We start from the raw sequence: 20,628 nt of genomic DNA on the forward strand, positions 1-20,628 counted from the left end.
ATCTCCACCCCGTTATGTAAGGATTGATAAACTCAAGGTACCAAAGAAAATATTTTTAATATGATGCACTGTTTTTACATAAACAGATACAGGCTTTAAATCAAACACGAAAAGAAAAAATCAATATCGAGAAACTTTATCTAACCAATCAATAATCAAAGGAAGTTCTTCTTCAGTAATAAGGGTCGTATCATCTATTTCAGTTTCAGAATGCAAATATCGAAAACCTCCATAGTCCTCCCACTTTACTGTAGAAACATCTCTATCTGGATCATCAGGGTCAATCATGCTTAATAACCGTTGCATAACATTAACGACCTCTTGCGGACATTTCAATGCGCCAGCGCTAAGAGATACTCCACTGCCTTGATCTTTTACCAAATATTGATGCTTTTCAGGTATTGGCAAAGCTCCAGTTGATGGATCAATACCTAGTCTAATAACTTCAGCTGTATCATGTGGTATTATTCGCGTATCAAGGATTGCTCGCTTTTTAAGATCCTCCATCATTTCTTGTAGCAACCGATTACGTTGTTGTAAATCCATAACCATACGCCGCGTCGATGGCTCTAAGCTACTAAGATCGATTGAACGACAATCTGTTTTGGGTCGAACTTTTTTACTGTAACTTTTCCTAGCAACCTCATACTCTTTCTTACGCAGATCAATATACGGCTTAGCTTTAGCATTTTGATTAGCGATAGTACTATAGCCCAAATACCCAAAATGCTCCGTACTCACATTTACAATGGTTCGATAACTCATCTTGCCATCAAACTCTGTTATTAGATCACAAGATTTTTTCACTAATTTCATTGTGGATTTTAATTTAGCACTAGCAGCAGGGTCAGTTATGATCGCAGAATAAAGTTGTTCCGCAGTTAATGTTAGAGTTGGAACGATGCTCATCAAGGGTCCTCCTTACTATGCTTGCGATCTTTGCCGGGTACTACATTAATTCGGATCTGTTGTAAGTTACTAAATAGGCCTTCAGAATCTGGCGTCGTCAAACTCGGTTGCTTACATAAGGTTGTAATCCCTTGCTTTAGGTTGGTATTGAAACCCAATTTTACTTTACCTTCCGCCGCATCTTGTGCTTTTTCATCTCCAAAAACATCAGCTACCAAACTGGCTAGCGTAGCAGTTAACCAACTTTCTACCTCTGCTGAACGAGGTTCGTTATAAGACAACAAAAGCTCCTCTGCTTCAGCACTAAAGATACTGTTCAAAAAATTCTTGACTAGACGGCGACAGTCTTCAGGTACCTCTTGCCCGGTCCTGACATAACATAAGGCTTGTTCCAATACTGTTCGCGCCAGACCAAAATCATTGTTTGAAATAACTTCAGGGCTATAGTCAATTTGTTCACTGTCTCCAATCAACACCATTGGAGTTGCCAATTGCTGATCGTTTACCTCAAGTGCCAAAGCCTGAGAATTAGTAAAGTCTTGCCAACGTTGGTACCACTGTATCACTAAAGGTGCTAATGACTCGTCTTGTTCCACCAAGCGATCCTTCGCAGTGTTGAAGCGTAAAACAAGCCTGTCATGCCTCTTTCGAACATTAACTATGTCACCTTCGACTTTGCTCATTCGCAACTCACGACTGAGTAAATTAATTTGCTTGCTAAGCAACTTAAGATTTTCTTGAACCGTTTTTCTCTCACGTGCTTTGGTCCGTAGAAGAAGCATCAACTTGTTAGCTTCCAATGCCTGTTGTTGTATAAAATCAGGACCTGTACGGTAAAAACGCCCCCCTGCACAGCCACCAAGTTGTTCTGTGAAATGCACAACCACTTTACCGCCAGTCTCAACTTCTCGAGTAGTAACGCCGCACATATCACAGTGAGAACCTTTGCCCCCCATCACACAGACACCTCCTGGCACAGGAGCTAAAGCGGCAAAATCAGGTGGTAGATCCTCAATATGCTGGCGAACCCTTTCACTTACAGGCAGTAAGCTTATCTGACCTTCGTGATTAGCAAGCTGCTCAATGACTGATTCAAAGCCGTCAATAAGATCACCCTGGAGGAACGCTTCCATTAGTTTTTTGCGCATGTACATTGGAGTAGTTTGAAAATAACGCATGGTCATAACTACCGTTTGATGACCGGCTATATATTCAGACACCAAATGTGCTGGCACGCCTAATTCAATCAAACGACTGATACCTGCTACCCGTAAAGAATGAATGTCATATTTAGCTTTTCTACCTTCAGAGTACGTTCTTCGTGGATGATCTGTTTTGACAGTCAATTTGAAACGTTCGAGACGCTTGTCTTGACATAACTTTCGTTCGACATGCAGACATAAAGCGTTGTATAGCCTTTCGATCTGAAACTTAGTAACCGGTTGTGCTGCTCGGTGAGTCTGACCATTCGGCCAAGTAATAGTTAACTCGTGATGGCCTATTTGACGACAAAGAGGTACAAACCAAGGCGCTCGCAGACTTAAATCATCGTCTATAGGCATGTTTCTTCTATCTTCAGGTACATGGATAAAAGTAAGAGGACCTGGATCAGGATCATTCTTTTCCATGTAGGTGTACTGATATCTTAGAACTTCATACACACGTGCTAAATGATGACCACGTTTCTGTAAGTCCACGTCATCACTTAAAATTAGTAATTGCCCATCAGGCCAAGGCAGTGCATAGCCAGTGTTTTTACTTCCCCCCCATAATGCGGTCTTATTGGTCGAGCTCCAAATCACCGGTTCTAATGCAGAGTTCAATTCATCAAATTGCAACTGCAGTGCTCCTGAGCCTGATCCATAAATTTCTTCATGACTCTGTCCATTCTGATAGCGAAAATTGGCTAAAGAATGAGTATTAGGAACCATACGTTGACTCGTTATATTGAAAACCTCATTATCAAGTAAACCTTGATCTAACCAACGGACTTGTTTTCCCCTTAGCGGCATCAACAATAGTAATGCTAACGCTACAGCAGAGGATGGGTTCCACTGCCAAACTCCATCACGCAAAAACCAATCTGATGATTGAACCTTTCGCCCATCAGATAAAGTCTCGGCAAAGTGTTTAGCCCAAGCAAATGTTGGAACTCTTACCTGTACTTGAGTTGGCTTTTTTTCTAACAAATACTGTCCATCGTCACCAATAATAGGGTAATCATATTTGTCTCTTCTAGGTAAAAAGACATCCCGTATTTCGGTTTTCAAACCCAGAAGTTCTTCAATTAAAACCTCCTGAACCTCTGTCAACATTCGGCTTCGAGGGGTTTTTTGACCAAATTTTGTCGTGAACTGTTTAAAAACTTTTTCTATACCGATGAAAGGACTTACAAAGTTTTTTCTTGCCTTCAACGATTTAGGATATTTTCTTAAGCCAAGTTCATCGGGCAATTGAACTGCATTGTAAACAATAGCGAAGATACGAGCGCAAAACTGCCAGGTATCAGCTGCAGCATTCGAATGTTCATTACCAATTCGTTGATTTCTTCTCTTCAGAAAATTGCTAAAACTATTTTGATCTTTTGGATCATGGACATTATGCAAATGTAGAGTAGTGATGTCCCAAGGTTCAATTTTTTGCTCTTTACACCAAGTCAACAAGGGGGTTATTTTTAGTCGCTGATGCCTTGTAAGATTTGTATGAGATTGCTGCCATAAGGAGAAAAAAAATGCCCAATCTGAAGATAAATTTTTAGCTGCCCAAGCAGCGGAATATTTTTGTATTTCTTCTGGTTTATGATTGGGTCGACCATCAAAACAATCATAGGGAAATGGAGGATCTTTTCGGTGAGAGTCAAGAAGAGTCTGTACTTTTAATACTGAGATCAGTGATCCATCTTTAAATCTTTTAGGTACAGCAACAAACAACTCTTTAGGTGTGTCATCTATTTCACGCAAAGTGCTACAACTGTAAAGCTGGGACAACCATTTATGGGTACGAATGCTACCATCCAGAACCCTATCCCAACTTCGTTTCTCAGCAATCTGTGGTAATAAAGTTTTTGATGTAGATAAAAATGAAGCAGAATTATAGGGAAGTAACCAACTTCCTTGTAACGCGCCCAAATAGAGCCATTGACTACAAGCAAGCTGGAATCGAACCCATAAGCTCCAACTTTGCGGGCTATCAGTAACTGCAAGATATTCTGATATTTTTGGAGCCAATCGACGCAAAACAATACCAACAGAGGACGCGAGTAAAACATCCCGCGCTTGCAAGAAGACAGGTTTATCTATCGAACAATGACCGCGAAATCCTTCTGGAATAAATATATTTGCGCTTGCATTGTGCACCAATAATAAATCAGCTAACAATTTAGTCAGCGGTTCTCTACGAACTATAGAAAAATCTAACAACAACGTTGCCATTGACTCAGGCAACTTTCTTGCTCTAGAGATCCATACGTGAGCAATTCCAGTATTTATCCACTCATCGTACCATGCTGCACAAATGGCTTTGTGCACCTCTCTCCCACACCCAAAGTGATCTACCATTTTATTATAGGTTTTAGTTATTAAAACATTACCAAGCCTTGATCTAACATAATATTTATCTAACTTAGGCAATTTGTCCCAAAATAAAATTCCATCAGTAGGTTTTTTTTTATGAAACATAAAACATCGTTTATCTTCTAGCCATTTCGGAAGATTTTTCCTCTGAAACCTGATCAACTGCCTGATAGTTCGGAACGAAGAAACAGATTTGTCAATCACGATGACCTTATCAGTTTTATTTACCTGCACAGTGTTACCACTCCAAAAACCAGGATAATGCATAGTATTTTTGTGCAATGGCTGATCAATAGGTTTCATGAGAAATTACTCTCGAGCGTGTGGAGTACAACCTTGGGAAGCCTATCTGCGTTGTTCTTTAGCTGTTCAAGGCGAGCAATCCAAAGCTCATATTGCTCGTTTGACCAGTGATCAGGAAATTGAGGAACACGGCTTCCTTTAGTAAATAAATGTGGAATCAAGTCTTCTCGACCAGAAGCTTTAAGGTAAGCTGAAGTGATTGATTCACGTACTTTACCGTCACTCAGATGGAAATAAGCCTCTGTCGAACTAAGAGAAGCATGATGCATTAGAATCTGCACCTGTTCAGTCGAAAGGCATAGAATATTAGCGCAGTAATATCCAAAGAAATGGCGTAGGCTGTGCCAGCCAAGCCGATAGTTTATTCCTAGACGATGTTTCAACCTGCGCCAAATTGCTTTAACAGCAGACATGCTCAAGGGCATTCCATAATTATCTCCAGGCTCAATGATTATAAATAACCAAGGATGCCGTAAGGTAAGTACTTCGCCGGTATAAGGATTATGTTTTAAATATTTATCTTCGTATTCCTTAAAAAGTTGATACCAATAGGCACCAATTCGGGGGTCGCACCACCAAAGATAATGAATGTCATAATCCCGAGCATCTATGCCATCAACCATCATTTTCTGCTCACCAGCACTCAAAGTCATCGCCTTAAAACCACTATGCAACCCATAGTGATAACGATCTAGCTTGTTGCGTGGAGCTAGATGTCGTAAGGGATGTGTAATAGGAACATCCTTGTTAACGGCACCCCAATAACGTTTAAAATAATCTTCGCGAGTACCAGAAGTTAGTTGCCCTTCATTATCTATCCAATCAGTCATTCCTGTTTGGGGATGGGACAGTCGGATTTTTGCCTGTCCCATAACATCGAGCCCTTCAACATCACTACGAAAAAGGTGTAAGGGCTCAGAACGTCGCAAACTCCCACCAAGCATGATCAGCATTAACAACTTGTCGCGAACATTTACCGCTGCAGAATCAACTAATTCTACAATCCGGTTCGGAGGGAATGCTTTCGGATTTTTTATATGGTGGCGACCCCGCTCCGCGGCATTCAACCTCTCATTTATATATTGCCCGTAGACCACTTTCGTATGATTTCGAGAATGATAGAGATGCAACTTCATATCCCATTTAGTGCGCTTCTTGAAGTCTTGGAAACGCTCCCATGCACTCATGAAGCGCCTTTCAACGGAATTTAATCGAATAGAACCATGATGAGTATGCTGCCAATTATCAAACTCAGTGATAGCCTCTACATAGTTACGCAGAGTACTCCCTTTGGCTCGTCGACTTAAAAGCAAAGGCTTCCAATGTAATCCTAGATACTTTAACCAGCCCCAACGTTTTGAGCGACGAGTACAGAACTCATCTGTACCATACTGCTTAGCATCGAGAAAATTAGCTACTAAATTAGCTGATTCGGCATCTGTTAGAGCTCGTGTACCATAGCGAGCGCAAGTAAATGCATACAGGTGGCATAATCCTCGAACATACAATTCAAGTTTGCTGTGACTAAAGCCACGCACCATCAAATCATAAATGTATTGATTAATTACGTATCCAGGCTGACCACCCGCTAAATAAACTAGTGGAAACAGTCGTCCCCGAAACTCATTATCATAGATCCATACTATCTCATACCAAGGATTGCCTTTAATGATATATCCACTCATAAGATAAGCCCTGTAGATCTTACGAAGTTGTAAAATTGGTTGTTAACGAAACTGTCAATATAGAACGATTTCTTCAAAGGTCTATTTATAGCCATTCGTAAACTAGATAGGTCCCCCTTATACTTCGTAAGAGCCCAGGGCGAATCGATGCAGGAAGGCGGAATTTTCGACGGCGATATACTGGTCGTAGACAGATCCCTGAAAGCCCGCCACAAAGACATCGTAATCGCCTGCCTGGATAATGAATTTACCGTTAAACAGCTGCACACCCGGCCACGGTTACGCCTTATGCCAATGAACAGGCAATTTAAAGCAATTGAACCGGCACAGGACTCAACGCTGGAAATATTCGGCGTTGTCAGCACGGTCATTCACCAGCTGCGCAGGTAACAGGTATGACGGATACCTGCTTTGCCCTGGTGGACTGCAATAACTTTTATGCCAGCTGTGAGCGGCTGTTCCGGCCAGACCTGCGCAACAAACCGATTGTCGTGCTCTCAAACAATGACGGCTGCATCGTTGCCCGAAGTGCCGAAGCAAAAGCACTAGGCATATCAATGGCTGTTCCGTTGTTTCAGGCACAGGAAATCATTGACCGGGAGCAGATCGCTGTTTTCTCTTCAAACTATGCCCTCTACGGTGATATATCCGCACGGGTCATGAGCCTGCTGGAACAGCTTGCTCCCGCCACCGAAGTGTACTCCATCGACGAAGCATTTCTGGATCTGAGTGGCATCGGTGCATGCCAGCCGCTCAGCCAGCTTGCAACCAACATAAAACAACAGGTAACCGACTGGACCGGCATTCCGGTATGCATCGGCATTGCCCCCACAAAGACACTGGCCAAACTGGCCAACCATGCAGCCAAAGCGTATCCAAAAACCGGTGGCGTTGTTGATCTGAGTAGTCCGGCCCGGCAGCAACGGCTGTTGCAACTGCTGCCCGCCAGTGAAGTATGGGGCGTTGGCCGGCGTATTTACCGGCGCTTGCAGGCATATAATATCCATACAGCCAGGCAACTGGCCTGCTGCAATACCAGCTGGATACGCAAGGAATTTTCCGTCACCCTCGAACGCACCGTCCGGGAACTGCAGGGGCAAAGCTGTTTTAATCTTGAAGAACTACCACCGCCGCGACAACAGATCCTCTGCAGCCGCAGTTTTGCAAAACGGATAACCGATTACCCCTCCATGCACGCTGCTATCTGTCAGTACACTGCCCGGGCAGCAGAAAAACTGCGCGAACAGGGTGCAACTGCACGGGTCATCAGCATTTTCATCCGTACCAGCCCTCACAGCCATACCGGCCAGTACTACAGCCCTTCAGGCAGTCACCGCCTGACAACGCCCAGCGATGATACCCGCACGCTGATAACAACCGCCATTAAACTGCTCGACAGTATCTGGCAGGACGGTCACCGTTTTATCAAAGCAGGCATCATTTTGACGGACCTGTATACACCCGGACACTTCCAGCCCACCCTGTTTGACCCGCCACAGCGGCATAACAGCAAAGCACTGATGGACACCCTGGACCGGATCAATCACTCAGGGCTTGGTAAAGTCTGGTTTGCCGGAGAACAGCTGACCCGGGGCTGGCAAATGCAACGCAACAAACTCTCTCCGGCCTATACAACCCGCTGGAATGAGCTGCCGGTTGCAAAGCTATAAAAAACCTAAGAAACAATATGTAAGCTATTGATATCAGAAAATAATAGGATCATCAGCTTCATCCCAGGGAGCAAACTTTGGCATCACCTTCCGAAACAGATCAGAGTCACAGAAGCCGCTGACCCAGGCCTGTAAGTGTGGATATTCGCTACTGTAAAACCAGTCCCGGTCAACATGGGCAAACTGCCGTACGAAAGGCACAATGGCCATATCCGCCAGAGTCATCCGGGGCAGAACCAGATACCCGTCATACTTCGCCAACCGGGTCTCAAGCTTCGCCAGGCTCACCATACACTGGTCACGGTAATACACCTGTGTATGCTCCGGATGGCGTTCAAAATACTTGTAACGATCAAGATGCTGTTTGAAGACAAAATCATTTTCCTGAATCAGCCCCTGCATATCCCACTGTAAATCAGCGTCACTGTTCAGCAGCCAGTCCTGAGGGTCATTCTGGCGCAACGCCCAGCGCATAATATCGAAACTCTCATCGATCACTCTGCCGTCCGGTAACACCAGAACCGGCACCGTCCCTTTTGGAGAAACGTCAAGCATTGCCCGGGGCTTATTCCGCAGCACCACTTCACGTAGCTGAACCTGCTGCTGACTATAAGCAAGCGCTAAACGGGCGCGCATTGCATAAGGGCAACGCCGGAAAGAATACAGAACAGGCAAATCAGCCATACACATAAAATCCAGATCATCAAAAACGCCCAGTATACCCGGTAATCCTGCGGTGCTTAACCGAGCAGCTATGTTATGATCCCGCCGATAAGCAATAACTGTATAAGAGCACCCTGTGGAATTACTTAATATTCAGTGTCTGGGAAAATCACTGCGCCTGGAAGGTTCAATGGCCGGCTGGCAGATCCTCTACTGGGATAACACCCCGGTCTCCCGTATTGATGCCAGCGCAAACTACAACGGCGCATCAGAGCACAGCTTTGAACTTAAAGCCGGCGAGCAGATAATCACCTGCCGGCTGGCGATTGACCTGAACTGGCAACCTTTTACCCTGCAGCATCAGCTCTTCATTGATGATCACGCAGTCAGTGACGGCAGCCGTAACAGCAAAGACATTGAACGTCAGCAACCGGTTGAAGCCCCGCAGCCGGCAAAAAAACCGTTTAACATTATCGGCCTGGCAGCACTCGGCCTGAAACTCCTGAAAAGCGCCAAGCTGATTAAAGTCGTACTGGCCGGCGCCAGCCTGGCCGCCTACTCCTGGTTCTTCTCACTGCAATTCGCACTGGCGCTGATCGCCTGCCTGGTAGTACATGAATACGGCCACATCCGGGCGATGAAACACTTTGGCATGCAAACCAAAGGGATCTACCTGATTCCGTTCCTTGGCGGCCTGGCCCTCAGTGATGAGAAAATAAACACCCGCTGGCAGGACGTCGTCATCTCCCTGATGGGGCCGGTATTCGGTCTGGGTATGTCAGTACTGTGTCTGTTAGCTTACTGGATCACCGGCGAAGCGTTTTTTGCCGGGCTCAGTGCTTTCAATGCCCTGCTTAACCTGTTCAATTTGCTGCCAATCCTGCCACTGGATGGCGGGCACGTACTGAAAAGCATCGCTTTTTCAATGAACTCGCTGGTCGGCCTGCTGCTCTGTGCAGGCGCTGCAGGTGCCGGTATTTTTATCAGCTACTCTCTGGGGCTTGCCCTGCTGGGCTTTCTGCTGATTGTCGGCTGTGTTGAGATCGGTTTTGAATGGCGCAGCCGCTATATGACCCATTTACTGCCACTGGACCGCTATGGCCAGATCTTCTCAACAGTATGGTATCTGGCAACCGTCAGCGGCCTGGTCGCTATCATCTGGTATTTTGCCGGCACCGGCGATGCCTTACTGGGTTTGCCGTTACAGGTATTACGCAGCTAGAATGCACATATCGCGGGCGAGCGGCGCCCGCTTTATGAGAGCAGAATATGAGTGATAACGTCGTCGATATCAGTAGCAAACGGGATGAAGCCCGCCATAAACGCAAAGAACAGCGTATGGATCAGATGAAAGACCGCTTCGAAAAAGCCATGCCCACAGAAGAAACCGATCCGAAGAAAAAGCTGCTGAATATCTTTAAGAAGAAAAAACCTAAGAAGCGCTGAATCCCTGCAACTGCGGCTACAGCGCTTTCATACGTACTTAAGCCCACTGCAAAGGTTTACAGCAGATACAAACCTGCTCAGTAAATTCCCGCGTCCAACCCTGCCGCGAGCGCCATCCCCAATTCTTCACACTGCTCTTCGAAACTGTCCTGCCACTCTCCCCGGCACAGCAGCGGCTCCTGAACCCAGCTCCATCGCAATCCTGTGCAGATTGTTTCTGCCGCCCGACGGGTACCGGTGCCGTCATGACCGGCACGGATATACATCGCACAGGGTAATGCCTGGGTCTTTTCCAGACAGGGGTAATAAATACGGTCAAAAAAATCCTTCAGCGCACCGCTCATATACCCCAGATTTTCTGTGGTGCCGAGAATAATGGCATCACAATCCAGAACATCTTCTGGCACCGCTTCCAGCGGCGGCACCCAACGGCAACTGACACCGTCAATATCCGGATGGTTAGCACCCCGCAACACAGCGTCGACCATACGCCGGGTATTTTCCGACGGCGCGTGCGCAACAATAAGCAGTTTCTTCATGACATATTCCTGAATCCGATACTTCTGCAGCTTAACATAGCCCCGAAACGCCGTCCTGTCAGACTCACCATACAAACAGATCATGCAAATCAGTCACTTAAGCTTCAGCAAACTCCCCACCCTCTGCCTCCTGATTACCGGAAAGAATGCTTCTGCTGCAGTTCACTGCTGATTTTAAAAAGCAAATTACTTCAAAAGATAACGGTATAAATTTAAATATGAACACCTGACCACCAGCATTCAGGCATAAAAAAAGCAGCCATATGGCTGCTTTCTAAGAGACAGATAAATTAAGCAATCTCGATGCTGTCTATCAGTGCCAGCGCCGTATTTACACCCTCATCACCACCTTTGATATCTTCAGCAGCAATGAAAGTCACATCCCTCAGGCCAATAAAACCAAGCACCGTCTGTAAATACGTAGATTCATGGTTCAGCTCCGCATAAGGGCTGCGGGAAGAGTAATTCCCTCCCCGACTGCTCAGCACATACACTTTCTTATTCGTCAGCAACCCGGCCGGACCGGTTTCCGGGCTGTACTGAAAGGTACGCCCTACCCGGGCAACCTGGTCAAAATACGCTTTAAGGCCGCCAGCAATTGTAAAATTGTGCATAGGCGAACCGATGACAATCACATCAGCCGCTTCCAGCTCAGCAATTAACTGATCAGACAACCGCGTTTTCTGCAGCTGTTCAGGGGTTAACTCGTCAGCAGGGGTATAAAACGCACCGATCGTCTCAGCATCAAGATGAGCCGGCGGCTCAAGCCCCACATCCCGATAGGTGATTTCAGATGCTTTACCTGAAAAACGGGCCACCAGCGCAGCTGTCAGACGACGGCTGACTGAACCTTCTGCAGACGGGCTGGAATTAATTACCAATAAACGGGCCATATAATGCTCCTCAAGTCAGATATCCTGTGATGAGGCGCATTATTAACCACAAAAAAGCGAATTAATATCGCATAAAATAGCCGATTTAATTCGTTTAAATAGAAAGATTACTGATCTGACCAGACAGCAAACTCATTGCCACAGGGCTCTTTGAAGTGAAAACGCCGGCCACCGGGAAACTCAAATACCGGCCGGGACACACTGCCCCCGGCCTGTTCAACCGCCTGCTGAGTGGCGGCAAGGTCCCGGCTATAGAAAACAATGAGTACCGCACCGGCATCAGCATCTGAGCATGCATCCGCCCGGTAAAAGCCCCCTTCCACACTGCCGGTATGCGGCTCCTTAAATGCACAGTAATCGGGGCCATAGTCCACAAAGGTCCAGCCAAACACCTGGCTGAAAAACGCTTTGGTCAGCGCCGGGTCCCGGGACGGAAACTCCAGATAATTAATACTCCCATGACGTGGTCCGGATAAAGACTCATTACTCATATGACCTCCCTGATAATCATTGTCATGAAACACTTAACTTCAGACTAGCAAAACAATTCGGGACGGTATACGGTGCGTACAACTCATTAAGCTCTGACAGAAAACTATGAACAAAAGCATTCTGATTACCGGCTGTTCAACTGGTATTGGCTACCATGTAGCAAAACAACTCAGCCAGCGTGGCTATCAGGTATTTGCCACCACCCGTAAAGCGGAAGACGTCGCCCGCCTGAATAACGAAGGGCTGAACAGTTTCCAGCTTGACCTGGACAACTCAGAATCAATTCAACTGGCAACCGACTGGGTATTGGAACAGACCAACGGGAAGCTCTATGCGTTATTCAACAATGGCGCCTACGGCCAGCCCGGTGCAATTGAAGACCTTAGCCGTGAAGTACTCAGAGAGCAGCTGGAAACAAACCTGCTGGGCTGGCACGAGCTGACCTGCAAGCTGTTACCGGTGATGCGCCAGCAGGGTGAAGGCAGAATTATTCAGAACAGTTCAGTACTTGGTTTAATCACCATGAAATTCCGCGGCGCTTACAATACCAGCAAATTTGCACTGGAAGGTTACAGCGACACCCTGCGTCAGGAATTGGACGGCACCGGCATACACGTCTCGCTGATAGAGCCCGGCCCGGTACGCAGCGAGTTCCGCGCCAATGCCTATGCCAAATTCCTGGCCAACATAAACATTGAAAACAGCCCGTTCCGCAGCACCTATGAAGGGGTAATCAGCCGGCTAAGCAATACCGATCCGAAAAAAGAAGATCCCTTCACCCTCGGACCGGAAGCAGTACTGAAACGCGTCATCCACGCACTGGAAAGCAAACGCCCGCAACCACGCTATTACGTGACGACCCCTACTTACCTGCTGGGCTGGCTGAAACGTTTCGTCTCTACCCGGGTACTGGACAGAATCCTGATTAAAGCCTCCGGTTCAGAAAACTCATAATCCCCCCAGACAAAACACTTCAGGAGCCCACCGCAATGTACGCCGTTATTTTCCGTGCCAAAGCCGCGAATCAGGACAAAGCTTACAGTGATACCGTCGCCCGGATGCGGGAACTGGCTTTTGAAAAGTATGGCTGCCTGGACTTTGTCGCTGTCACCGAAGGTGAAGATGAGATAGCCATTTCATACTGGCCGGACGAAACGGCAGTTCTGCGCTGGAAGCAGGATCACGAACACAGCCTTGCTCAGCAGTTCGGCCGGAAAAAGTGGTACCAGAGTTACCGGGTGGATGTGGTAGAAGTAAAACGCAGCTACAGCTTTAATCCGCAACCGGAATAGCCACAGGCAGGGCCAGCATACCGGCCCTGCATTCAGGTACGTCGCTTACGCCAGATCACTCATCTGGGTCGCAATCGCATTTTTAATACCGGTCAGGGTATTACGGCTGTGCAATTCAGCATCGCTTACCTGCCCGGCATCATTCTCGTTACGGGCATTTTCAAAGTAACACAGGGTAGGCTCGAAACCTTCCGCTTCCTGCTCATCCAGCTGCACATACGCACAGATAATCAGCAGGTCCCCTTTATTCGCTTTGTGTGCGGCCGCACCGTTTACAGAAATAATACCGCTGCCATCTTCGGCACGGATTGCATACGTACTGAAACGTTCGCCGTTATTAATGTTATAGATATGTATCTGTTCATATTCGCGAATGCCGGAGCTGTCCAGCAGCTTACCGTCGATGGCACAGGAGCCTTCGTAATGCAGTTCGGCATGGGTAGCAGTGACCCGGTGAAGTTTTGCTTTCAGAAATGTTTGCAACATAGATACAACCTTAATCTTGCGCCACAGAATGTCTCTGCGGCTTTCCCAGGAACAGTCTGATATCAGAACTGTTCATCTAAAGTCATGTCTACGCCCGCTCCGGTTCAGAACCGTCTGATCTGTTCTGGCGCGATACACGGACGCCGACAGACCTGCCCAATAAGTGCCGCCAGGCAACACTTCTTCACTGCCTGAACATCAGACAGCGGTACTTCCGGCGCTGATTGTAACAGCTGAAAAAGGGATTAAAAGCGCTAATTTGTCGCTAAAAATCAGCATATTGAACCATTATTCGGGTTAGCGACGCGAAAGCAACAAACACCCCCACCAGCAATTAAATTCACGCATTTCTCAAGTTACTTTAATTTCATTCATTTTAACCTGAGTCGAAATCACCCAGCAGCACACAAGAAGCCCCTAGAATAAACGCCTTTATCGACACGCAGTAACGGAAACACCTATGACAACCGCCCCTACCCAGCCACCGGCACATAACATCACCGATACACTTCGCACTGCACTTAAACAGCGCATTCTGATGCTGGACGGCGCCATGGGCACAATGATTCAGCAATACCCACTCAGTGAAACGGATTTCCGCGGCCAGCGATTCAGCGACTGGCCAACCGACCTGAAAGGCAACAATGACCTGCTGGTACTGACCCGTCCGGACATCATCCGGGAAATCCACGGGGCATTTCTGGATGCTGGCTGCGACATTATCGAGACCAATACCTTCAATGCCACATCCATTGCCATGGCTGACTACGACATGGCACACCTGAGCAAAGAAATTAATTTTCAGGCGGCAAAACTGGCCCGGGAAACTGCGGAGCAGTTCAGCACAGCGGAACAGCCGCGCTATGTTGCTGGCGTACTCGGCCCGACCAACCGTACCTGCTCACTGTCACCGGATGTAAACGACCCGGGCAAACGTAATATTCACTTTGATGAACTGGTTGCAGCTTATACCGAATCACTGGAAGGCCTGATTGAAGGCGGCGCTGACCTGATCCTGATCGAAACCATCTTCGATACCCTGAACGCCAAAGCCGCCATATTCGCTTTCGACAAATATTGCCAGGATCACAGCCTGGATATTCCCCTGATGATTTCCGGCACCATTACCGATGCCTCCGGCCGGACACTATCCGGCCAGACCACTGAAGCATTCTGGAATGCAGTCCGGCACATCAGGCCGGTATCCATCGGTCTGAACTGCGCCCTTGGTCCTAAAGAATTACGCCAGTATGTGGCCGAACTCTCCCGGGTCGCTGATACCTTTGTATCAGTACATCCTAACGCGGGTTTACCGAATGCCTTTGGCGAATATGACGAAACCCCGGCAGAAATGGCAGAAGAAATCGGTGAATGGGCCGCCAGCGGACTGGTTAACATTGTTGGTGGCTGTTGCGGCACCACCCCTGAGCACCTGAAAGCCATCAGACAGGCATGCCAGCAACACTCTCCCCGCCAGGTACCGGAGTTACCGGTCGCCTGCCGGCTGGCCGGCCTGGAACCGCTTAACATTGATGCCGACAGCCTGTTTGTAAATGTCGGCGAACGTACCAACGTCACCGGCTCTGCGGTGTTCCGCCGCCTGATTAAAGCCGGTGATTACGAAACCGCCTTAGAGGTAGCCCGGCAGCAGGTTGAAAACGGCGCCCAGATCATCGATATCAACATGGATGAAGGCATGCTGGACGCAGAAGCCGCCATGGTTCGTTTCCTTAACCTGATTGCATCCGAACCGGATATCAGCCGGGTACCGGTGATGCTGGACTCCTCCAAGTGGGACGTCATAGAAGCCGGCCTTAAATGTGTACAGGGTAAAGGCATCGTCAACTCCATCAGCCTGAAAGAAGGCGAAGAAGCCTTTATCAGACAGGCCAACCTGCTGCGCCGTTACGGTGCCGCTGTGGTGGTCATGGCATTTGACGAAACCGGTCAGGCCGATACCTACGAGCGCAAAATTGAGATCTGCCAGCGTTCTTATCAGTTACTGACAGAAATCGTCGGTTTTCCCGCCGAAGACATTATCTTTGACCCGAACATCTTCGCGGTCGCCACCGGGATAGAAGAACACAACAACTACGCCGATGACTTTATCCGTGCTACCGGCTGGATCAAGCAGAATCTGCCCCATGCAATGGTATCCGGCGGTGTATCCAACGTCTCTTTCTCGTTCCGCGGCAACAATCCGGTACGTGAAGCCATACACTGCGTTTTCCTCTACCATGCCATCCGCCAGGGGCTGGATATGGCCATCGTTAACGCCGGCCAGCTGGCGATTTATGATGATTTGCCTGCAGAACTGAAAACCGCAGTGGAAGCAGTGGTACTGAATACCTCAGATGATGCCACCGAGAATCTGCTGGACATAGCCAGCCGCTACCTGAATGACGACAATCAGGCTGATAACAGCGAGCAGCAAGCCGCCTGGCGGGAACTGCCAGTTGAAGAACGGCTATCCCATGTACTGGTAAAAGGGATTACTGACCATATCGAAGCAGATGTGGAAGAATGCCGCCAGCATTACGCCCGGCCTATCGAAGTGATTGAAGGCCCGCTGATGGCCGGCATGGGTGTCGTCGGCGACCTGTTTGGTGCCGGCAAAATGTTCCTGCCACAGGTAGTGAAGTCAGCACGGGTGATGAAAAAAGCCGTAGCCTGGCTCATGCCTTACATTGAAGCAGAGCAGAAAGGTGGTGAAGTCCGCAGTAACGGCAAGATCCTGCTGGCAACGGTTAAAGGTGATGTTCATGACATCGGCAAGAATATTGTCGGCGTGGTACTGCAATGTAATAACTACGAGATTATCGACCTCGGCGTGATGGTATCCGGCGAAGAGATTCTGCGCACCGCCCGGGAAGAAAACGTCGACATCATTGGTCTGTCCGGACTGATCACACCGTCACTGGATGAGATGGTCAGTGTCGCCAAAGAAATGCAGCGTCAGAACATCAGTCTGCCTCTGATGATTGGTGGCGCCACTACCTCCAAAGCCCATACCGCGGTCAAGATTGAACCGGGTTTCAACCTCGATCAGGTGGTTCACGTCAGTAACGCATCGCGTGCCGTCAACGTAGCAAGCAGCCTGCTATCAGAGGACAACAAATCACACTATATCAACGAGATACAAGAAGAATATCAGGCGATACGGGAACGTTTCACGGAGCGTCAGAAGCTGGGCCGCCGGGTCAGCTTACAGCAGGCACGTGTCAATAAACTGACAACTGACTGGGATACCTATACCCCGCCGACACCTGCCAACCCCGGGATTCACAGCTTCAGAAATTTTGATCTGAACAAGCTGGTGGACTTCATTGACTGGACCCCCTTCTTCCGCAGCTGGGAGCTGGCCGGACGCTACCCGGCCATTCTGGAAGATGACGTTGTCGGTGAAGCAGCCAGCAAACTTTTTGACGATGCCACAGTTATGCTGGATGACATTATCAGCAACCGCAAAATTACCGCTCATGCCGTTGTCGGTTTACTGCCGGCCAGCACCCGGGATCATGACGATATCGTGGTCTACGAAAACGAACAGCGCAGAGAAGTAAAAATCACCCTGCCCCAGCTGCGTCAGCAGATCGAAAAAGCCGCAGGTAAAGCTAACCTGTGCCTGGCTGATTTCATTGCGCCTGAAGACAGCAACAAAGACGATTATCTCGGCATATTTGCGGTCAGCGCCGGACACGGCGTCGACAAATTGGTTGAAAGCTTCGAAGCAGACAACGACGTTTACAGCAGCATCATGGTTAAAGCACTGGCAGACCGGCTGGCCGAAGCATTTGCTGAATATATGCATCACCATGTACGGACTGAACTGTGGGGCTACGCCAGCCAGGAACAGCTGGACAACGAAGCACTGATCCGTGAGGAGTACAACGGTATCCGGCCGGCACCGGGATATCCTGCCTGCCCGGATCACCGGATTAAAGCCCGTTTGTGGGAATTACTGGATGTTGAAGAACATACCGGTATTACTCTGACCGACAGTTACGCCATGTATCCGACAGCCGCTGTCAGTGGCTGGTATTTCAGTCATCCGCAAAGCCAGTATTTCGGCGTTGCCAAAATCAGTGAAGATCAGGTCGGCTCCTATGCTGAACGCTGCCAGATCAGCCAGCAGGAAGCAGAACGCTGGCTAACCCCGAACCTTGGCTATGAGCCCGAAGAAGGTTAAGACGCTTTCCCCAACCGCGTCCCTTTGCAGCTATCGGCAAAGCTATTTGCCGATAGCTGCCTTTTTTTCTGTTGCTACCTAACAAAAAAACGGCACTCCAGAGTTATCTGAAATGCCGTTAGCATTATTAAGAGACCAAAAACCTAGTTAAGGTCAAACCGGTCGAGATCCATCACCTTCGCCCAGGCCGAAACGAAATCCGCTACAAACTTCCCGCGGGCATCATCACTGGCATAGACTTCCGCAATAGCCCGCAGCTGAGAATTTGAACCGAATACCAGATCCACTTCGGTTGCAGTCCACTTCAGCTGGCCGGTCACACGGTCACTGCCTTCAATTACGCCCTCTTCAGTAGCCGACCTCTGCCACTGGGTACTCATATCCAGCAAGTTCACAAAGAAGTCGTTCGACAGGGTATCAGCCTGCTTCGTAAATACCCCGTGACGGCTCTGCCCGGTATTAGCATTGAGCATCCGCATACCGCCGACCAGAACAGTCATTTCCGGTGCAGTCAGAGTAAGTAGCTGTGCTTTATCCACCAGCAACTCTGCCGCCGGACGTACATGATTAGGCACCGTAAAGTTACGGAAGCCATCAGCCACCGGCTCCAGGGCACTGAAGGATTCAACGTCAGTCTGTTCCTGGGTCGCATCAGCACGGCCCGGATTAAACGGTACGCTGACATCAAAACCTGCATTTTTTGCAGCCTGCTCGATTGCAGCGGCACCACCAAGAACGATTACATCCGCCAGTGACACCTGCTTATCATTAGACAAAGAGCAGTTAAATGCCTGTTGCACACTGACCAGCGACTGCAGTACGCCTTCCAGCTGTGCCGGATTATTCACGCTCCAGTCCTTCTGAGGCGCCAGACGCAACCTTGCACCATTCGCACCACCGCGCATATCACTGCCACGGAAAGTGGAAGCAGACGCCCATGCAGTGGAGACCAGCTGAGAAACGGTTAGCCCGGTCGCCAGGATTTCCGCTTTAATATTCCGGGCGTCCTCCTCATCAATCAGCGGATGCGACACCTCAGGCACAGGATCCTGCCATAACTGCGGCTCTGCCGGCACCATAGGCCCAAGACCGCGGACATACGGCCCCATGTCCCGGTGGGTCAGCTTGAACCAGGCTTTGGCAAACGCCTCCGCCAACTCTTCAGGATTCTGATGGAAACGCTGTGAAATAGGTCCGTATACCGGATCAAGTTTCAGCGCCATATCAGCGGTGGTCATCATCAGCGGTTCCCGACGGTCAGCATCGTGGGCCGCAGGCGCTCCGGATGATTGCGAAGCTGCAGTCGGCGTCCACTGATGGGCGCCGGCAGGGCTTTTGGTCAGCTCCCACTCATAGCCCAGTAATGCATCAAAAAAGCCGTTATCCCACTGTATAGGATTACTGGTCCAGGCCCCTTCAATACCGCTGGTAATAGCATCACCGCCCTTACCGCTGCCCATGGTATTTTTCCAGCCAAGCCCCTGCTCTTCGATGCTTGCCGCTTCAGGCTCGGCCCCCACATGAGAAGGATCACCGGCACCGTGGGCTTTACCAAATGTATGACCACCAGCCACCAGCGCGACGGTTTCTTCATCATTCATCGCCATACGGGCAAAGGTTTCCCGGATATCACGGGCAGATGCCAGCGGATCAGGATTGCCGTTCGGGCCTTCAGGGTTTACGTAAATAAGCCCCATCTGTACAGCACCCAGCGGGTTCTCCAGTTCACGGTCACCACTGTAACGCTGATCCCCAAGCCATTCGGTTTCAGGGCCCCAGTAAATATCTTCCTCAGGCTCCCAGATATCTTCACGGCCACCGGCAAAACCAAACGTCTTCAGGCCCATGGTCTCCAGTGCACGGTTACCGGCAAAAATCATCAGATCGGCCCAGGAAATGGCTTCACCGTACTTTTGCTTAACCGGCCAGAGCAACCGTCGCGCTTTATCCAGGTTACCGTTATCCGGCCAGCTGTTCAGTGGCGCAAAACGTTGTGAGCCTGTACCGGCACCACCCCGTCCGTCATGAATACGATAGGTACCTGCACTGTGCCAGGCCATACGGATAAACAGTGGTCCGTAATGCCCGTAATCTGCCGGCCACCAATCCTGAGAATCTGTCATGAGGGCATCCACGTCTTTCGCCAGCGCATCGAGGTCCAGCGCACTGAAAGCTTTCGCGTAATCAAACCCCTTTCCCATCGGACTTACTTCAGCGGTATTCTGACTCAGTATCTTAAGGTTCAGCTGGTTAGGCCACCAATGACGGTTTGCCGTACTGCCGGTTGCCATCTGCTTACCTGCCCCATGCATTACGGGGCACTTACCCTGTTCACTCATCAGCCTGATCTCCTGTCATTATTAGAATCTCCCCGCTATGCTCAGTACGGGAGTAATGAAACTATAGAAACAGATCACGAATTTGGATAATTAATAAATTTTCTGGAATTAATAGTTTTTTATAAATGAACGATAAGCGCGACTAATTGA

The 20,628-nt window shown here is 48.7% G+C and carries 16 protein-coding genes; 7 read left to right on the top strand and 9 right to left on the bottom strand.

Annotated features, from left to right (window positions below):
* Positions 1-120: 120 nt before the first annotated feature.
* Genes JYB63_RS03875 through JYB63_RS03885 form a run of 3 tightly spaced genes read right to left on the bottom strand, consistent with a single transcriptional unit; the run spans position 121 to position 6,469 of the window.
* Positions 121-909, bottom strand: coding sequence for a hypothetical protein (locus JYB63_RS03875; RefSeq protein ID WP_205656485.1), 789 nt, complete (start codon positions 907-909; stop codon positions 121-123).
* Positions 909-4,784, bottom strand: a complete 3,876-nt coding sequence (locus tag JYB63_RS03880) for a VPA1269 family protein (RefSeq protein WP_205656486.1) — start codon at positions 4,782-4,784, stop codon at positions 909-911. Before JYB63_RS03880 ends, JYB63_RS03875 begins: the two co-directional genes overlap by 1 nt.
* Entirely contained in the window at positions 4,781-6,469 is a 1,689-nt protein-coding gene (locus tag JYB63_RS03885) for a tyrosine-type recombinase/integrase (RefSeq protein WP_205656487.1), read from the bottom strand. The genes JYB63_RS03880 and JYB63_RS03885 overlap by 4 nt, the downstream gene beginning before the upstream one ends.
* A 93-nt stretch (positions 6,470-6,562) precedes the next feature.
* On the opposite strand from JYB63_RS03885, the gene JYB63_RS03890 reads away from it, so the two are divergent.
* Positions 6,563-6,859, top strand: a complete 297-nt coding sequence (locus JYB63_RS03890) for a S24 family peptidase (RefSeq protein ID WP_336510858.1) — start codon at positions 6,563-6,565, stop codon at positions 6,857-6,859.
* Positions 6,860-6,864: 5 nt separating this feature from the next.
* Positions 6,865-8,139, top strand: coding sequence for a translesion error-prone DNA polymerase V subunit UmuC (gene umuC / locus JYB63_RS03895; RefSeq protein ID WP_205656489.1), 1,275 nt, complete (start codon positions 6,865-6,867; stop codon positions 8,137-8,139).
* 33 nt (positions 8,140-8,172) lie between these two features.
* Here umuC and JYB63_RS03900 read toward each other — a convergent pair whose 3' ends face one another.
* Positions 8,173-8,823, bottom strand: coding sequence for a glutathione S-transferase (locus JYB63_RS03900; protein ID WP_205656490.1), 651 nt, complete (start codon positions 8,821-8,823; stop codon positions 8,173-8,175).
* A gap of 115 nt (positions 8,824-8,938) precedes the next feature.
* Here JYB63_RS03900 and JYB63_RS03905 point away from each other — a divergent pair, with 115 nt between their 5' ends.
* Both JYB63_RS03905 and JYB63_RS03910 read left to right on the top strand, forming a co-directional pair.
* Positions 8,939-10,024 (top strand): site-2 protease family protein, encoded by a 1,086-nt coding sequence (locus tag JYB63_RS03905; protein WP_205656491.1) that lies wholly within the window; start codon positions 8,939-8,941, stop codon positions 10,022-10,024.
* A 47-nt stretch (positions 10,025-10,071) separates the two neighbouring features.
* Positions 10,072-10,248 (top strand): hypothetical protein, encoded by a 177-nt coding sequence (locus tag JYB63_RS03910; RefSeq protein WP_205656492.1) that lies wholly within the window; start codon positions 10,072-10,074, stop codon positions 10,246-10,248.
* Positions 10,249-10,325: 77 nt separating this feature from the next.
* Here JYB63_RS03910 and JYB63_RS03915 read toward each other — a convergent pair whose 3' ends face one another.
* The 3 genes from JYB63_RS03915 to JYB63_RS03925 form a co-directional block, all read right to left on the bottom strand.
* Positions 10,326-10,787: a flavodoxin family protein gene (locus JYB63_RS03915; RefSeq protein WP_205656493.1), complete on the bottom strand. Its 462-nt coding sequence runs from the start codon at positions 10,785-10,787 to the stop codon at positions 10,326-10,328.
* A gap of 290 nt (positions 10,788-11,077) precedes the next feature.
* Positions 11,078-11,680: an FMN-dependent NADH-azoreductase gene (locus JYB63_RS03920; protein ID WP_205656494.1), complete on the bottom strand. Its 603-nt coding sequence runs from the start codon at positions 11,678-11,680 to the stop codon at positions 11,078-11,080.
* A 107-nt stretch (positions 11,681-11,787) separates the two neighbouring features.
* Positions 11,788-12,171 (bottom strand): VOC family protein, encoded by a 384-nt coding sequence (locus JYB63_RS03925; protein WP_205656495.1) that lies wholly within the window; start codon positions 12,169-12,171, stop codon positions 11,788-11,790.
* 106 nt (positions 12,172-12,277) lie between these two features.
* Between JYB63_RS03925 and JYB63_RS03930 the strand changes: the two genes are divergently transcribed.
* Together JYB63_RS03930 and JYB63_RS03935 are read left to right on the top strand one after the other, a co-directional pair.
* Positions 12,278-13,126 carry an SDR family oxidoreductase gene (locus JYB63_RS03930; RefSeq protein ID WP_205656496.1) on the top strand — a complete coding sequence of 283 codons (849 nt, stop codon included), beginning with the start codon at positions 12,278-12,280 and terminating at the stop codon, positions 13,124-13,126.
* A gap of 35 nt (positions 13,127-13,161) precedes the next feature.
* Positions 13,162-13,464 carry an antibiotic biosynthesis monooxygenase family protein gene (locus JYB63_RS03935; protein ID WP_205656497.1) on the top strand — a complete coding sequence of 101 codons (303 nt, stop codon included), beginning with the start codon at positions 13,162-13,164 and terminating at the stop codon, positions 13,462-13,464.
* A 45-nt stretch (positions 13,465-13,509) separates the two neighbouring features.
* Here the strand turns inward: JYB63_RS03935 and panD are convergent, their stop codons facing one another.
* The gene (panD, locus tag JYB63_RS03940) at positions 13,510-13,950 is read right to left on the bottom strand and encodes an aspartate 1-decarboxylase (protein ID WP_205656498.1); all 441 of its coding nucleotides are present in this window, start codon (positions 13,948-13,950) and stop codon (positions 13,510-13,512) included.
* Between the two features lie 460 nt (positions 13,951-14,410).
* Between panD and metH the strand changes: the two genes are divergently transcribed.
* On the top strand, positions 14,411-18,139 hold the full coding sequence (gene metH / locus JYB63_RS03945) for a methionine synthase (RefSeq protein WP_205656499.1): 3,729 nt from the start codon (positions 14,411-14,413) through the stop codon (positions 18,137-18,139).
* A 143-nt stretch (positions 18,140-18,282) separates the two neighbouring features.
* On the opposite strand, the gene katG is transcribed toward metH, so the two are convergent.
* Entirely contained in the window at positions 18,283-20,478 is a 2,196-nt protein-coding gene (gene katG, locus JYB63_RS03950) for a catalase/peroxidase HPI (protein WP_205656500.1), read from the bottom strand.
* Between the last annotated feature and the right edge of the window lie 150 nt (positions 20,479-20,628).

This window comes from Aliamphritea spongicola (assembly GCF_017051665.1).
GTDB classification, from domain to species: Bacteria; Pseudomonadota; Gammaproteobacteria; order Pseudomonadales; family Balneatricaceae; genus Amphritea; species Amphritea spongicola.

Bases quoted from the DNA above. Each gene is read 5' to 3' on its own strand.
- JYB63_RS03875 (WP_205656485.1), bottom strand. From the start codon at position 909: ATGAGCATCGTTCCAACTCTAACATTAACTGCGGAACAACTTTATTCT.
- JYB63_RS03880 (WP_205656486.1), bottom strand. From the start codon at position 4,784: ATGAAACCTATTGATCAGCCATTGCACAAAAATACTATGCATTATCCT.
- JYB63_RS03885 (WP_205656487.1), bottom strand. From the start codon at position 6,469: ATGAGTGGATATATCATTAAAGGCAATCCTTGGTATGAGATAGTATGG.
- umuC (WP_205656489.1), top strand. From the start codon at position 6,865: ATGACGGATACCTGCTTTGCCCTGGTGGACTGCAATAACTTTTATGCC.
- JYB63_RS03900 (WP_205656490.1), bottom strand. From the start codon at position 8,823: ATGGCTGATTTGCCTGTTCTGTATTCTTTCCGGCGTTGCCCTTATGCA.
- JYB63_RS03910 (WP_205656492.1), top strand. From the start codon at position 10,072: ATGAGTGATAACGTCGTCGATATCAGTAGCAAACGGGATGAAGCCCGC.
- JYB63_RS03915 (WP_205656493.1), bottom strand. From the start codon at position 10,787: ATGAAGAAACTGCTTATTGTTGCGCACGCGCCGTCGGAAAATACCCGG.
- JYB63_RS03920 (WP_205656494.1), bottom strand. From the start codon at position 11,680: ATGGCCCGTTTATTGGTAATTAATTCCAGCCCGTCTGCAGAAGGTTCA.
- JYB63_RS03925 (WP_205656495.1), bottom strand. From the start codon at position 12,171: ATGAGTAATGAGTCTTTATCCGGACCACGTCATGGGAGTATTAATTAT.
- JYB63_RS03930 (WP_205656496.1), top strand. From the start codon at position 12,278: ATGAACAAAAGCATTCTGATTACCGGCTGTTCAACTGGTATTGGCTAC.
- JYB63_RS03935 (WP_205656497.1), top strand. From the start codon at position 13,162: ATGTACGCCGTTATTTTCCGTGCCAAAGCCGCGAATCAGGACAAAGCT.
- panD (WP_205656498.1), bottom strand. From the start codon at position 13,950: ATGTTGCAAACATTTCTGAAAGCAAAACTTCACCGGGTCACTGCTACC.
- metH (WP_205656499.1), top strand. From the start codon at position 14,411: ATGACAACCGCCCCTACCCAGCCACCGGCACATAACATCACCGATACA.
- katG (WP_205656500.1), bottom strand. From the start codon at position 20,478: ATGAGTGAACAGGGTAAGTGCCCCGTAATGCATGGGGCAGGTAAGCAG.